This is a genomic window from Oerskovia jenensis, from assembly GCF_016907235.1.
In the GTDB taxonomy this organism is placed as follows: domain Bacteria; phylum Actinomycetota; class Actinomycetes; order Actinomycetales; family Cellulomonadaceae; genus Oerskovia; species Oerskovia jenensis.
Map to the genome: position 1 here is coordinate 3,976,427 of NZ_JAFBBO010000001.1, position 13,882 is coordinate 3,990,308.

The following is a 13,882-nucleotide window of genomic DNA, read 5'->3' on the forward strand; positions in this document are numbered from 1 at the left end:
CCGGCCACCTTACGGAGACGCGGCCGCCGGCCGACGGAGACGCGGCCGCCCGACGGAGGCCGGGTCAGCCGGCGGGCGCGGTGCCGTCACGCGCTGTGCCGGCGCGCGCGCCGAACACCGCGGTCCCCACGCGCACGATCGTGGCCCCCTCGGCGATCGCCGCCTCCAGGTCGCCGCTCATGCCCATCGACAGCTCGCGCGCCTCACCCGTCCCCGGGGCCCCGCTCGCGAGCACCTCGTCGCGGATCGCGCGCAGCCGCTCGAACCCGGCGCGCACCAGCGCGGTGTCGGGGGAGTGCGCCCCGATCGTCATGAACCCCGTGAGGCGCAGACCCTCCAGGGCGGCGACCTGACGGGAGAGGTGCGCGGCGTCGTCGGGCCCCGTCCCCGCCTTGGACTCCTCGCCCGACACGTTGACCTGGACCATGACGTCGAGCGTGCGGCCCTCGCGCACGCAGCGGCTCGCGAGCGCCTCGGCGAGCGCGAGCGAGTCGACGGACTCGACGCCCGTGGCCGTGGCCAGGACCTGGTTGACCTTGTTGCGCTGCAGGTGCCCGATCATGTGGACGCGCACCCCGCCGTCCGCGACCAGGTCGGCGAGGTCGGGCGCCTTGGCGACGAGCTCCTGGACGCGGTTCTCGCCGATCAGCGTCGCGCCCGCCGCGACGACCTCGCGGATCGCCGCGGGACCTTGCGTCTTGGTCGCGACGAGGAGCGCCACCTCTTCCGGAGTGCGGCCCGCGGCGAGCGCTGCGGCATCGATGCGCGCACGCACCGCGGCGTAGCGGTCGGCGATGGTCGAGGGTGGGTCGAGGGTGGCGTCATGAGGGGAGGGCACCGCAGCAGTCTAGTTTCGGCGGCGCGCGTCGGGCCGGGGCGAGTCCTGCCCGACGGCGTCGCGCACCCCGGGAGGGCCGCGCGCCGGGGGCGGGGCGAGCCGGACGGTCGCGGTGCTGCGCCGGTCGCCTGCTGCGCCGGTCACGAGGCGCGGGCGACCCACCACGAGACCTGGCTGGGGGAGAATCGGGGCATGAACGCGATCCTGAACGTCATCTGGCTGATCTTCGCGGGCCTCTGGCTCGCGCTCGGCTACGTCCTGGCCGGCATCATCTGCTGCGTCCTCATCATCACCATCCCGTTCGGCATCGCGAGCTTCCGCATCGCCGGGTACGCGCTGTGGCCGTTCGGGCGGACCGTCGTCGACAAGTCCACGGCCGGTGCGTTCTCCACGATCGGCAACGTGATCTGGGTGATCTTCGCGGGGCTCTGGCTCGCGATCGGGCACGTGGTCACCTCGATCCCGCTGTTCGTCTCGATCATCGGGATCCCCCTGGGCATCGCGAACCTCAAGATGATCCCGATCTCCCTGCTCCCGCTCGGCAAGCAGATCGTGCCGACGAACGCGCGCTTCGGGGCCTGACGCGCCAGGATCGGGTGGGGCCCGGGGAGTCCGGGCGACCGCGCGGCACGGACGGGCCGGCGGTCCGAGGGCGACCGCGGGCCACGGAGTCCGGGGCCTGCGACGACGGGAGCGAGACATGGACGACGCTCGGCGGAGCCAGGTGCCGTACCTCGGACGAGCGCTGCGACGCACGTGGTGGCGCGCGCTCGACTACGCCTGCGTGCTGCGCTGGCAGGTGGCCGGACTGCTGTCCCGCACGGGACCCGACGAGCTCCGCCGACCGGACCACCCGGTCGGGCCACCCGTCGTCCTCGTCCCCGGGGTGTACGAGTCCTGGCGCTTCCTCCTGCCGCTCGCCACGCTGCTCCACGACCACGGGGTCGCGGTCCACGTGCTCCCGGAGCTCCGGGACAACCGGAGACCCGTCGCCGACGGGGCCGTCCTCCTCGCGCGGTACCTCCGGGAGCAGGACCTGCACGACGTCGTCGTCGTCGCGCACAGCAAGGGCGGGCTCATCGGGAAGCTCGCCATGGTGCGCCAGAGTCCGGACGGCCGGATCGCGTCGATGATCGCGATCAACACGCCGTTCGCGGGCTCCGTCTACGCGCGCTGGTTCCTTGCCCCCGCGGTCCGTGCGTTCGTCCCGAACGACGCCACGATCGTCGCGCTGTCCGCCGAGCGGGCGGTCAACGAGCGCATCACGTCGGTGCACAGCCGCTGGGACCCGCACATCCCCGCCGGAAGCATGCTCGACGGCGCGCAGGACGTGGTGCTCGAGACCCCGGGGCACTTCCGACCGCTCGCCGACCCGAGGCTGCACGCTCTCCTGATCGAACGGATCGTCGCACCGCAGCGGTCCTGAGCGGGCCGGCCGCCGACCTGCTCTTTCGCCCTCAGGCTCGTCGGGGCGTGAGCGCCGTCGTCGCGCCGGCCCGGACGCGACGGCCGAGGGGTGCGTTCGACGGTGTCCGTGACCAGGCGGACCGGGCAGCGAGACGTTGGCGAGCCCTGTTGGTCCACGAAGCGAGGCGCCCGCCCGGCGGCGCTAGGATCGCGCCGTGACCGCGCCTGCGAGGACCGTGCCCGCTCCTGCGTTCCGGGGGGTCCTCCTCGACTGGCGGGGGACGCTCGTCGTCGCGCCGACCTACCGGTGGCTCGTCGTGACGGCGTTGGTACGGCTCGGTCGGTGCACCGCAGACGCTGACGTCGAACGGGTGCTGATCGCGTTGCGGGGCGCCGACAGCACGCGGGTCGACTCGTCGGAGATCGACACCGACGTCGTCGAGCATCGTGCGGCGTACGCGGACTGGTTCCGGTCGGCGGGGCTCGACGACGAGCTCGCCGCGACGCTCTACGCCGTCGAGTCGGACGTCTCGCTCAACGCGTTCGCGCAGGACGTCGAGCCCCTGCTGACCGGACTCGCCGAGGCCGGCGTGCGCGTCGGGGTGGTGAGCGACGTCCACGTCGACCTGCGACCGACGTTCGCAGCCCACCTGTTGCCCGACGGGCGCTCGTGGGCGGACCTCGTCCACACCTGGGCGCTCTCCTACGAGCTGGGGGTCGCGAAACCGGACCCGGCGATCTTCCGGACGGCTCTCGACGGACTCGGCATGTCCGCGTCCGACGTCCTGATGGTCGGGGACCGGGCCGGCTGGGACGGCGCAGCGGTCGACGTCGGCATGACGACCCTCCTGCTACCGGCGCTCGCGGACCCCGCGGACGAGCGGCTGCACCGGGTGCTGGACCTGGTGCTCCCGGGACATCCTCGCGCTGAGCGGGGGAGCGACTGACGGGTTCGATCGGGCGTGGGGCAGGCGCGGACTCCAGCGGACCCCACCCCGACAGGGGAGACGTGCCCTAGCCGCGCGGCAGCTGCAGGACGCGCGTCAGGCCGGGGGAGTCCGGGTCGTCGACGATCTCGACGCCGTCGAGCCACGACCCGATCACGTGCGCGAGCTCGCCCGGGTGGCTGAAGTTGATCGCGTGCGCGGCACCCTCGATGAGGGCGACCGTGGTCAGGTCCCCCGCCAGTCGGCCGACCTCCCGGACCCGCGCAGGTGGTGGCATGAGCGGGTCTCTGCTCCCGACGACGGCGAGCGTCGGCACCGTCGAGGTGATGATCCGCTCCAACGAGGGGAAGCGGGTGAGCTCGCTGAACAGGTTGAACGTGTTGACGGGCCCGAACCGCAGGTAGTCCGGGACCGCGAGGCGTGCCATCCTCGGGCTCTCGCGAGGACCGTCGAGCGCGAGCTGGCCGATGGCGCGTGCGAGCCCCTGGTTGTGGCGGCCCCCGGCGGGCGACACGAGCACCATGCGGTCCACCCGTTCCGGCGCGCTGTGCGCGATCTCGAGGCTGACCGGGCAGCCCATCGAGTTGCCCACCAGCACGACCTTCTCGAGTCCCAGGGCGTCGAGGATGCGGATCAGGGCGTGCGCGAGCCCAGGGATGCCGAGGGTGTAGTCCCACCGTTCGCTCCGGCCGTGCCCCGGCAGGTCGGGGACGAGGTTCGTCGCCCGTGCGGCCAGGACCTCGGCCGTGGGCAGGAGGGACGAGCCGGAGATCCCGAAGCCGTGCACGTGGACGATCGGCAGGGCGTCGGGGACGTCGGGACTGCGCCGGTAGAACACGCGGTGCCCGTCGATCTCCGCCGTGTCCTCGGTCCATCCGGCGGTGTTCGCGGCCATGAGCCGATCGTGGCAGAGCAGTGGGGCGTGGGCCACCCGTGCGGTGATCCGCTTGCTGGGTGCGCCGGTCGCGTCTCAGGGCAGGGGTTCGGTGACGAGGCGGGAGCGGGCTTCGTGGACCTGGAGGGGTGCGGCAGTGCTGGTGGTTGTCGCAGTGCCGGTGATGGGGGTCCAGGTGGGGGCGCCGGTGATGCGGAAGCGGGCGGTCCAGGTGGTGGTCAGGGTGATGGTGACCTGGTCGGCGGGCTGGGTGTAGGTGTGGTGGACCGTGTGGTCGGGGTAGGGGGCGCCGGGGTCGGTCGTGACCAGGGGTGGGGTGGCGTCGTCGTAGTCCCAGGTGAAGGTGTCGGGGTCGACGCGCAGGGTGACGGGGATGCCGAGGAGCGTCGTGGCGAGCTCCTGGGAGTCGTCGGTGGTGTGGGTGATGGTCGGGATGTTGACCAGGGTCCACCCGTCGGGGGGTTGGACGCTCACCGGGGAGGGGCTGATGGCCAAGGTGGCCAGGGCGCGCTCGGCCTCGGCGGTGAGGTCGGCCGGGGTGACGCAGGACTGGTCGACGACGGGCTCCCCGGCAGGTGACCACGCACCGGGGACACCGTCGGCGTCGATGGTGCGGGTCTGGCGGTACAGGGCGCCGAGGTAGTAGGAGTCCGCGGCGCACTCGATCCCGGCCTCGACGAGGCGCCTGGCCTGGCCACAGCCGCGCGAGAGGTCCGTGTCGGCGTCCAGGCCGTGGAAGACCTCGCACTGCTCGGGAGTCGCCCGGAAGAACTTCTCCGTCGCCGGTCCACCCGTGCTGCCGGCCTCGAACGCGCCACCACCGCGGGTCGCGTACTCCGCCTCGAGATTGACCGACTGACCGTCGGTCCTGCCAGTGAAGCCCCAATCTCCTGGAGGTAGTTCGGTAGTCGTCGAAGAGGGAGATGGGAGGAGGGGTGCCGTCAAGGCGAGGAGAACGGTGAGTACTCTTCCGCGGAGCGGAAGCATCCTATGCGCCATGTCCGCCTAGCCCTCTGGAACCGATGCGATCTCGACGATCACCCAGCTGCCGTCGCTTCGCCCGACCTCAACTCGGGCGGTCGCGACGGAGGTCGGCTCCGAGGCGATTTCCACCCCGTCGCGATCGACCACGGTCAGGGCTTCTTGTGTCACCGTCACGTCGAGCGGATAGATTCCCGTCTGCTCGTCGCGTACGTACTTGCCGGGGTCGTCGACCGACGCGTCCATCTCACCTCCGGCGTATGACCCGCCAGACGAAGCGAGCCACGCCACTTGCTCCAAGGTCTCTGAGCAGTATCCGCACGTGCGGTGAGACATTGCCTTCAGATCCGAGTCGTCGACAGCGGCGAGCGCATACCCCGACAGCTCGACGTAGTACTCCGCCGCCGCGGCCGCTCCCTCGGCGTCGTCGGTGTCCATCGCGGGAGGGCGCTCGGGCTTGACGGGCCCGCTCGGGGACGGTGTCGGGCTCGGCGCGGGTGCCGGTTCGTCGACGGTCTCGGGGGGTGGTGACGGCGTCGGCTCCTGCGCGCCTGCGCACCCGGCGACCAGTCCACCCGCGACGACCAGGACGACAGCCGCCCGTACGCACTGGATGGCGTGACGGGACCTGCGGGCACGACGAGACATGAGACCCCCTGCATGGCACGGACGACGATGCCGACCTTGGCACCCCCGCGAACTCCCCACAGAACCTAGCGAAACGGACCACTCCAGGGAACCCCACCGTCCCGCCCTGTGGACAACCTCCCGACCCAGGGCGGCCGGCGGAGCAAGGCACCAGCACCGAGATGCTGTTCGTCGTCGCTCATCCACGGAGCCGAGCGACAACCCCCAGCATCTCGGAGAACCCGTGGGCTGACTCGCGCGCGACGGAGCGGACAGTTCACCCGGTTGCTCGCGTCGGATCGTCTGCTTCTGGACTAATGTCCCAAACGCTCGCTGCCCTCCTCCCTCGGGGCGACGCGTCCTTCCCGCGATGTCGCCACACCTGACGAACGGCCTGCCATGACCTCACCAGAGCTTCGCTACGTCTCACCCCCGAACTGGCCCGCGCCCCCAGACGGCTGGAGCCCGCCGGACGGGTGGTCTCCGCCCGCGAGCTGGCCGGCCCCTCCGCCAGACTGGCAGTTCTGGGTCCCGGTCGCGGCACCCACGCCGATGCCCCAGCAGCCCACCGCGTCGGCACCGGTGCCCGCGCGGACGCCGGCGCCCGCTCCCGCGCCAGCGCCCGCTCCCGCCGCGGCATTCCCGCCGGCCCAGACCCCGCCGGCCCAGTCGAGCCCCGTCTTTGCCGCAGCCACCCCTGCGGTGGGCATGCCGCCGTCGGGCACGGGACAGGTCCCTACTCAGACCGGCGCGCCGTCCGGCTCCGCGATCCCGTTCTTCGGCGCGCGGAAGAAGGCGCGTGAGCTCGCCGGCGAGACCGACGCGCTCCGCGCGGAGGTCGAGCTTCTGCGTGCCGAGCTGACACGCATCGGTGCGATGGACGTCGCTCAGATCGAGCAGGAGCGTGTCACGGCGCAGCGGCGCTATGTCGAGGAGCGGACGGCTCGCGAGGTCGAGCAGGAGGCCGCCCGCCAGCGGTTCGCTCGCGAGCTCGCGGACCTCGGGGCGCAGGTCGGGACGCGCGATGCCCAGGTGCGCGACCTGAGCCGGCTCGTCGTGCAGCTGGAGGAGACTGCGCTCCTGCAGGAGGTCGGGATCTACGACTACCAGCACCCTCTGGAGAACGCCGAGGCCTACAAGGTGCGTCTCGCGCAGCTCAGGGTCCGGATCAAGGAGATGACGACGGCCAACGGAGGCGCCGTCGAGGCATCGACGACCTGGCAGGTCAACGGCTCGGCGGCGCAGGGACGCAAGATGGTCTCCGACATCTCGAAGCTCATGCTCCGGGCCTACAACGCTGAGGCGGACACCTTGGTGCGCGGGCTCAAGCCCCATCGCCTTGCCGCGAGCGTCGAGAAGCTCGAGAAGACCACCCTCACCATCCAGAAGCTCGGCACCTCCATGAGCATCAAGATCTCGCCGCGCTACCACCAGCTGCGTATCCAGGAGCTCGAGCTGACGGCCGACTTCGTCGCCAAGCTCGCCGCCGAGAAGGAGGCCGAGCGTGAAGCGCGCGAGGCCCTGCGCGAGCAGCGCAAGGTCGAGCTCGAGACGGCCCGTGAGCGCGAACGCCTGAGCAAGGAGCGCAGCCACTACGAGAACGCGATGGCTGCGCTCGTCGCCAAGGGAGACGCCGAGGCGGTCGAGCGGATGCGGGCCCAGATCGAGGACATCGAGAAGGCCATCGCCGACCTCGACTACCGCGCAGCCAACCAGCGCGCTGGCTACGTGTACGTCATCTCCAACATCGGTGCCTTCGGCGAGCAGATGATCAAGGTCGGCATGACCCGTCGCCTCGACCCCATGGACCGCGTCAAGGAGCTCGGTGATGCCTCGGTACCGTTCGGGTTCGACGTGCACGCCATCTTCTTCTCGGACGATGCCGTCGGGATCGAGAACAAGATGCACCAGCGGCTCGCCGACCGACGCGTCAACCGCATCAACCTCCGTCGCGAGTTCTTCTACGCGACCCCCAACGAGGCGCTCGGGCACCTGCGCGACCTCACGGGCGACGTCCTCACGTTCGAGGAGATTCCCGAGGCGCTCGAGTTCCGGCAGAGCCGCGGCCAGGGGGTGGCCGTCCCGCACGCCTGAGGGCGGCGCCGACGGCGGCTCCGATCCCGGGCGGCCCGCAGACGCGAGATGCTGTTCGTCGTCGCTCATCCACGGAGCCGGGCGACGATGGGCAGCATCTCGACAGGCCCGGTGGTTCCCGCGTGGTGCTCTGGGCAGAGCCTCTGCGTGGGCCACGGCACGTACAGTGGCTTCGGCCGTTCCCGCCCCCTACCTGTCGGAGGACCTGTTGCCCGTCCACGTGCCAGCAGCACCGGTGGCACCCGACGATGACGTGTCGGCGGACCCCGCATGAGCGACGTCCGCCTGGGCCGGTGCGAGCAGTGCGGCGGCGACGTGCAGTGGCTGCCGTGCTACGACGGCCGCCGTCGGGCCTTCGCTCTCGACGAGGTCCGCAGCGTGCACGCGGGGGACGAGGTGCGCTGGTTCCTGACGTCGAACCGGGGAGCGGTGCCGGGCACACAGCTCGCGTACAGGCCGACCATGCCGTTCAGGGTCCGGCACGTGTGCCAGCGCCAGCCCCAGGGCTACGGCACGGGCGGCGAGGACGGCATCGACAAGGCCAAGGCGCTGCGCTCGGCGCCGCAGGTTCGCGAGTTCCAGGTGCGCCCGCCCTACCGCTTCGGGTACCGCTGGGAGTCGGAGTGGGGGCACATCGTGCACCCGGACCGGGGCCTGTGCGGTGCCAAGGTCATCGGTGAGATGACGCCGCGCGAGGCCGCGCGCCTGCCGACCATGCCCATGTGCAAGGAGTGCGTCGTGAGGTACCGTCGCCGCCACCCGCAGGACCCGGTCTTCCGGCCCGTCGAGCCCGACGGCCCGGCCGAGCCCTCCTGAGGCTCCCCGCCAGTCCCGACGAACCCGCCAGTCCCGACGAAGGAGCGCCGTGCCGCCCTACGACCTCGATCACCGGCTCGTCGTCGGTGTCTCCTCGAGCGCCCTGTTCGACCTCTCGACGTCCCAGCGGGTCTTCGACGAGCAGGGGATCGACGCGTACCGCGCGTACCAGGACCGGTACCGTGAGCGCACGCTCCGGCGCGGGGTCGCGTTCGAGTTCGTGCAGCGCCTCCTGAGCCTCAACGATCTCTCGCCCGACGCGCAGGACCCGCTCGTCGAGGTCTTCGTCCTGTCCAAGAACGACCCGTCGACGGGGCTGCGGGTCATGAGCTCGGTCGCGGCGTACGGGCTGCCCATCAGCCGGGCGATCTTCACGCAGGGCCTCGCGCCGTACGCGTACATCCCGGCGCTCAACGTCTCGCTCTTCCTGTCGGGGGACGCGCGCGACGTCCGGACGGCGACCACGCTGGGGCACCCGGCCGGGCAGGTCCTGGGGAGCGCCGCCGTCGGGCATCTCGCCGCACCCGGCCCGACGGCGGAGCACCCGCCGGGAGCGCCCGTCCTCCCGGGTGGGAGCCCGGGCGAGGACCCGGACGGCGCGGCCGACGACGGCACCCTGCGCGTGGCCTTCGACTTCGACGGCGTGCTCGCCGACGACAGCGCCGAGCGCGTCTACCAGTCGAGCGGGATCGAGCAGTTCCACCAGTACGAGAGCGCGCGCAAGGTCACCGAGCACCACGCCGGGCCGATCCTGCCGTTCCTGCGGGCGCTGGGCACGATCCAGCGGCGCGAGGAGGAGCGTGCCGCCGAGGACCCGGCGTACCGGCCCCGGGTGCGCGTCTCGATCGTCACGGCCCGCAGCGCCCCGTCGCACGAGCGCGCCGTGAACACGCTGCGCTCGTGGGGAGTGACGGTGAACGACGCGTTCTTCCTGGGCGGCGCAGACAAGGGCCGCGTGCTGAGGGTCCTGCGGCCGCACATCTTCTTCGACGACCAGCGCGGGCACCTCGACCCGGTCTCGCGGGAGGTCGCGAGCGTCCTGGTGCCGTACGGCGTGACGAACGAGGCGCCGGTGACGGACGAGACGCCAGGTCCGGCACCCGAGCCCGGCGTGGCCGAGCCCGCGCCGGTTCCCGCACAGGTCGGCTGAGGCGGTCCCCGTGCCGTTCGTCGCGCCGCTGCCGGGCGACCCGGACCGCTGGGCCCCGGCCGCGACGGTCGACCTGCGCCAGCTACCCGTCTCGGGGCGGTGGAAGGTCTGGTTCGAGGTGCTGACCCCGTTCGGGTACACCTCTCGCCCCGCCGATGAGCAGACGGCGTCCGGGCCGGTGTGGCACCGGGAGGCGGTCGAGCAGACCGTCCCGACCGGCCTCGTGACCGACCTCGCGTCGGTCCCCATGCCGTTGTGGGGAGTGGTCGCGAGCTACGGGCGCCAGACGCTCCCCGCGATCCTGCACGACGCGACCTCGCGGGCGCTCGCGGACTCCGACCGACCGGCGAGCAGCAGGCGGGCCGCACGCCGCGACGCCGACCGCCTCTTCCGAGGCACCCTGCGCGAGACGGGCACGGGCCCGGTCCGTCGGTGGCTCATGTGGGCCGCGGTCCGGATCTTCGGGAGCCTGCCGGTTGCGGTCGTGTTCCTGCTCGCCGTGGTCGCCGGGCTCGTCGCGCTCGGCCTGCGGGTGGCCGGGGCGGGGACCGGCGGGGGGAGCCCGTGGTTCGTGGGTGCCGTCGTCGTGGCTGCCGCCTGCCTCGGTGTGCTGCTCGTGCTGGCGGTCTGGGTCGGGTTCGAGTCGCGCCCGCGCCCTACCCCGGGCGGCACCGAGCGGGTCCGCTGGGTGCCCGCCGCGTCCGGCAGCGTGCTCGGCGCGGTCGCGACCGGTCTCGTCGCGCTGCCCGTGCTGCTCCCGCTGATCCTGCTCACGTTCGTGACCGAGCTCGTCGTCGGGCTGGGGGAGGGCGGCCGAGCGGGTGTCCGGGCGCAGGGCGCTCCGACGGGCCGGGGCTCGACGGACGCGCTCCCGACCACCCGCATCACGTACCCGGCGGCCGGGTGACTTCTCGCCCAGCCCGCCTCCGAGACCGCTGGGCTCACCGGCGCCCGTCGTCGCGCCCGTAGGCTGCGCTCGTGCCCTCCGCCGCCCGCACCGCTCCGCGACCCCTCGACGGCCAGGAGGGGCCGAAGCTCCTGCTCCCCGCGGCCCGCACGGTCCGCGCGCACCTGCCGACCTACCTCCTGACCGTCGTCCTCCTCCAGGGCGTCACGGGCCTGGTCGTCGTCCCGTTCATGGTGTGGCTGTTCGACCGGGCGCTCGCGGTCGCGGGCGTTCCCTCGTTCACGCACCTCGACGTGGTGCGGGTCCTGTCGAGCCCGGGCGCGGTGCTCCTGCTGGTGCTGCTGGCTCTGGGCGCCTCGGTCGTGGTCCTCGTCCAGCAGGGGGCGTTCCTCGCGATCGGCGCGCGCGTGCGGGCGGGGGAGCCCGTCTCGGTGCGCGGCGTCGCGCACGACCTCGCCCGCGCGAGCCGCCGGCTCCTCGGCCCTCAGCTCGCGCTGTTCGTCGGGTACTTCTTCGTGCTCGTCCCGGTGGGTGGGTTCGGCATGGCGGCGTTCCTCGTGCGGGGCATCGCGATCCCGGACTTCGTCGTCGGGGAGCTCCTGAAGTTCGACGGCGGCCTGTCCGTCTACCTCGTGTTCCTCGCGGGAGTCCTGTTCCTCAACCTGCGCCTGGTGCTGACGCTCGCGGTCCTGCTGACCTCCGACGAGTCCGTCGCGGGGGCCATGGCCGCGAGCTGGCGCGCGACCCGTCGGTCGTGGCCGCGCCTCCTGGGGGTGTTCGCGGTCGTGGGGCTGGGGGTGCTCGTGGTCGCCGCGGGGGTCGTGACGCTCGCGCTCGTCCCGACGCGGGTCGCGGACCTGCACGCGCCCGGCCTCGCACCCGTGGTCGCGGGAGCGACGCTCACGGTCGTGCAGGTGGTCGGGTTCGTGCTCGCGGGGTTCGTCACGGCGCTCCTCACCCAGGTCGTGGTCGCGTTCGCGGCGGAGCACCGGGCGTCGCTGCCCGACGGCGCCGCTCGGGCCGGGAGCAGCGCGCCCGCGACCGAGGTGGTCGTCCCGTCCGCCGGGGCAGGACCAGGAGCGCCCGCGGGAGACTCCGCAGTGTCGGCGCACGGGTCGGCGAGCGTACCGCGGGTCCTGCGCCGCGGCCTGGCGGGCCGACCGCGCGCTGTGCGCGCCGCCGTCGGGCTGGTTGCCGTGCTGGTGCTCCTCGCCGTCACGGTGGCCAACACCCGCGCCATGACGACCCTCGCGCGCGAGGAGCCCGGCGCGGTGATCGCGCACCGGGGCGACCCGGGCGGCGGGGTCGAGAACTCGATCGCGTCGCTCGAGTCGGCCGCGGCGCTCGGTGCGGACTACGTCGAGCTCGACGTGCTCCAGGCCGCGGACGGCGGGCTCGTCGTCTTCCACGACCTGACCCTGCGCCGGCTCGCGGGCTCCGACCGTGCCGTGCACACCATGACCCTCGACGAGCTGACCGCGACCACGATCCGCCAGGGCGGGTTCGAGGCGACGATCCCGTCGCTCGAGGAGTTCGTGGAGCGTGCCCGCGAGCTCGACGTACCGCTCCTGGTCGAGCTCAAGGCGCACGGCCACGAGACACCGACGTTCGTCGCGGACGTCGTCGCGCTCCTGCGGGCGCAGGGTGTCGCGGACGACTACCTGGTCCAGTCGATCTACCCCGAGCAGGCCGACGAGGTGCGGGCGCTCGGCCCCGAGATCGCGGTCGGCTACGTCGTCCCGTTCCTGCGTGGAGCACTGGGCGACCTGCCCGTCGACTTCGTGGCGATCGAGCAGTCCTCCGACTCCTCCCGCGTGCGCGCCGAGGCCCGTGCGGCCGGAATCGACGTCTACGTCTGGACCGTGAACGACCCCGCCGCGATGCGCGCCCAGCTCCGGAGCGGCGTCGACGGCATCATCACGAGCAGCCCGCGCCGTGCCGTAGCCGAGCGCGCCGTGGTGCGCGACGACACGGCGCTGTCCACGCGGCTCGAGGACGAGCTGCGCGACGCGCTCGCCTGGTGACGGCCGGCCTCCGCGGACCCGCGAGGTCTCAGGACTCGGTGGTCGATGGGTCGGTGGTCAGGTAGACCGGCATGTAGTCGTCGATCGTGAGTCGCCACAGGCCGGGGGCGCCCGCGGGCACGGGGAGGCAGACGTTGCCCGAGACGGACTCGTCCGTGGACATGAACCCCTTGCCCGTCAGGCCGTCGGGCACGACGCCGCACCGGCCGTCGAAGACGGTCCCCGTCCCGTCGACCAGCTCCAGGGTGATGGACTGCGGCGCGCTCGCCTCGAGCGAGGGGCCGAAGTACGTCGCGTGGACGGGGACGATCCAGTACTCCATGCCGTCGGCGGGCGGCACGTTGACGTCGTTGTGCGCGAGGACCTCGGCGGTCGCCTCGTAGGGTGCGTCGAGCAGGACCGACCACTCCTCGGTGTAGACCTCGTCCGAGAGGAGCCAGGGGTCCTCGACCGTGCCACCGTCGCGGCCCGCGACGTCCTCGTCGCCGTAGGTGTCCCACGACTCCTCGTCGGGGACCGGTCCCAGGGGCCACGGGTCGGCCGCCGCGCCCGCGTCCGCGAACAGCTCGTTGCCCGCCACCACGGCCAGGGTCACGCTGGTCGCGCCGACGCCCCCGATCACCAGGCCCGCGACCCCCGCGAGCACACCGACCAGGACGCGCGAGGGCCCCGTCCTCCCCCCGGGAGTGCCCGGGACGACCGGGGGGCTCGCGTACGGGGACAGGGGCGCGGCCGAGCGGTGCGAGGCCTCGTGACCCGGGCCGTACGCGCCGCCGTGCCCGGCGTACGGACCGGGGGCGCCCGGGCCGCCGTCCCCGTGCTGCGGGGCTGGTGGGTACGCGGCGTACGGGTTGCGTGCCGCAGCCCCGGCCGGTGCGGCCGTCCCGGGGCCGGGGTACGCCGTCGCCACGGGGTACCCCGCGGCCGGAGGAGCCGTCGCAGCCGGGCTCGCCGGCGGGACGGGCGACGGGGCCGTCGGGGAGGCGGGACCGGGTGCCCCCGCGCCGGAGGGATGGTTCGGGGACGACGAGGGCGGGGCGAACAGGTCACTCACGAAGGCTCCACGGGGCGACGGGACCGGACGGTCCAGGAAGGGTGTCGCTCGGCAGCTCGCGCGCCGTGCGGGTGGATCATCGCACCCTCCGGACCTGGCGCGCCAGTGGTATCTGTGCAGTTCAGCCGGTGTTCTGTGTGCG

The 13,882-nt window shown here is 73.0% G+C and carries 14 protein-coding genes; 8 read left to right on the top strand and 6 right to left on the bottom strand.

Features of this window, described 5'->3' with window-relative positions; all coding sequences use genetic code 11:
* Positions 1-64 precede the first annotated feature (64 nt).
* Positions 65-838, bottom strand: coding sequence for a YggS family pyridoxal phosphate-dependent enzyme (locus JOD49_RS17720; protein WP_205308339.1), 774 nt, complete (start codon positions 836-838; stop codon positions 65-67).
* A 192-nt stretch (positions 839-1,030) separates the two neighbouring features.
* Between JOD49_RS17720 and JOD49_RS17725 the strand changes: the two genes are divergently transcribed.
* From JOD49_RS17725 to JOD49_RS17735, 3 genes are all read left to right on the top strand, one after another.
* Positions 1,031-1,420: a YccF domain-containing protein gene (locus JOD49_RS17725; protein ID WP_205308340.1), complete on the top strand. Its 390-nt coding sequence runs from the start codon at positions 1,031-1,033 to the stop codon at positions 1,418-1,420.
* Between the two features lie 118 nt (positions 1,421-1,538).
* Entirely contained in the window at positions 1,539-2,264 is a 726-nt protein-coding gene (locus JOD49_RS17730; protein ID WP_239525253.1) for an esterase/lipase family protein, read from the top strand.
* Between the two features lie 196 nt (positions 2,265-2,460).
* Positions 2,461-3,192: an HAD family hydrolase gene (locus JOD49_RS17735; RefSeq protein WP_205308341.1), complete on the top strand. Its 732-nt coding sequence runs from the start codon at positions 2,461-2,463 to the stop codon at positions 3,190-3,192.
* Positions 3,193-3,259: 67 nt separating this feature from the next.
* Here the strand turns inward: JOD49_RS17735 and JOD49_RS17740 are convergent, their stop codons facing one another.
* The 4 genes from JOD49_RS17740 to JOD49_RS17755 all read right to left on the bottom strand — a co-directional run bounded on the left by JOD49_RS17740 (position 3,260) and on the right by JOD49_RS17755 (position 6,405).
* Positions 3,260-4,087 carry an alpha/beta fold hydrolase gene (locus JOD49_RS17740; protein WP_205308342.1) on the bottom strand — a complete coding sequence of 276 codons (828 nt, stop codon included), beginning with the start codon at positions 4,085-4,087 and terminating at the stop codon, positions 3,260-3,262.
* Positions 4,088-4,162: 75 nt separating this feature from the next.
* Positions 4,163-5,032: a hypothetical protein gene (locus JOD49_RS17745; RefSeq protein ID WP_205308343.1), complete on the bottom strand. Its 870-nt coding sequence runs from the start codon at positions 5,030-5,032 to the stop codon at positions 4,163-4,165.
* 60 nt (positions 5,033-5,092) lie between these two features.
* Positions 5,093-5,716: a DUF6318 family protein gene (locus tag JOD49_RS17750; RefSeq protein WP_275588983.1), complete on the bottom strand. Its 624-nt coding sequence runs from the start codon at positions 5,714-5,716 to the stop codon at positions 5,093-5,095.
* A gap of 398 nt (positions 5,717-6,114) precedes the next feature.
* Entirely contained in the window at positions 6,115-6,405 is a 291-nt protein-coding gene (locus JOD49_RS17755) for a hypothetical protein (protein ID WP_205308345.1), read from the bottom strand.
* On the opposite strand from JOD49_RS17755, the gene JOD49_RS17760 reads away from it, so the two are divergent.
* The 5 genes from JOD49_RS17760 to JOD49_RS17780 all read left to right on the top strand — a co-directional run bounded on the left by JOD49_RS17760 (position 6,404) and on the right by JOD49_RS17780 (position 12,686).
* On the top strand, positions 6,404-7,789 hold the full coding sequence (locus tag JOD49_RS17760; RefSeq protein WP_239526698.1) for an SNIPE associated domain-containing protein: 1,386 nt from the start codon (positions 6,404-6,406) through the stop codon (positions 7,787-7,789). The two genes, JOD49_RS17755 and JOD49_RS17760, sit on opposite strands and share 2 nt — an antisense overlap.
* 270 nt (positions 7,790-8,059) lie before the next feature.
* The gene (locus tag JOD49_RS17765; RefSeq protein WP_205308346.1) at positions 8,060-8,605 is read left to right on the top strand and encodes a hypothetical protein; all 546 of its coding nucleotides are present in this window, start codon (positions 8,060-8,062) and stop codon (positions 8,603-8,605) included.
* Positions 8,606-8,654: 49 nt separating this feature from the next.
* Positions 8,655-9,755 carry a 5'-nucleotidase gene (locus JOD49_RS17770; RefSeq protein WP_205308347.1) on the top strand — a complete coding sequence of 367 codons (1,101 nt, stop codon included), beginning with the start codon at positions 8,655-8,657 and terminating at the stop codon, positions 9,753-9,755.
* Between the two features lie 10 nt (positions 9,756-9,765).
* Positions 9,766-10,662, top strand: a complete 897-nt coding sequence (locus JOD49_RS17775) for a DUF1353 domain-containing protein (protein WP_205308348.1) — start codon at positions 9,766-9,768, stop codon at positions 10,660-10,662.
* Positions 10,663-10,733: 71 nt separating this feature from the next.
* Positions 10,734-12,686, top strand: coding sequence for a glycerophosphodiester phosphodiesterase (locus JOD49_RS17780; protein ID WP_205308349.1), 1,953 nt, complete (start codon positions 10,734-10,736; stop codon positions 12,684-12,686).
* Between the two features lie 28 nt (positions 12,687-12,714).
* Here the strand turns inward: JOD49_RS17780 and JOD49_RS17785 are convergent, their stop codons facing one another.
* A complete protein-coding gene (locus tag JOD49_RS17785; protein WP_205308350.1) occupies positions 12,715-13,740 on the bottom strand; it encodes a hypothetical protein in 1,026 nt (341 codons plus the stop codon).
* Between the last annotated feature and the right edge of the window lie 142 nt (positions 13,741-13,882).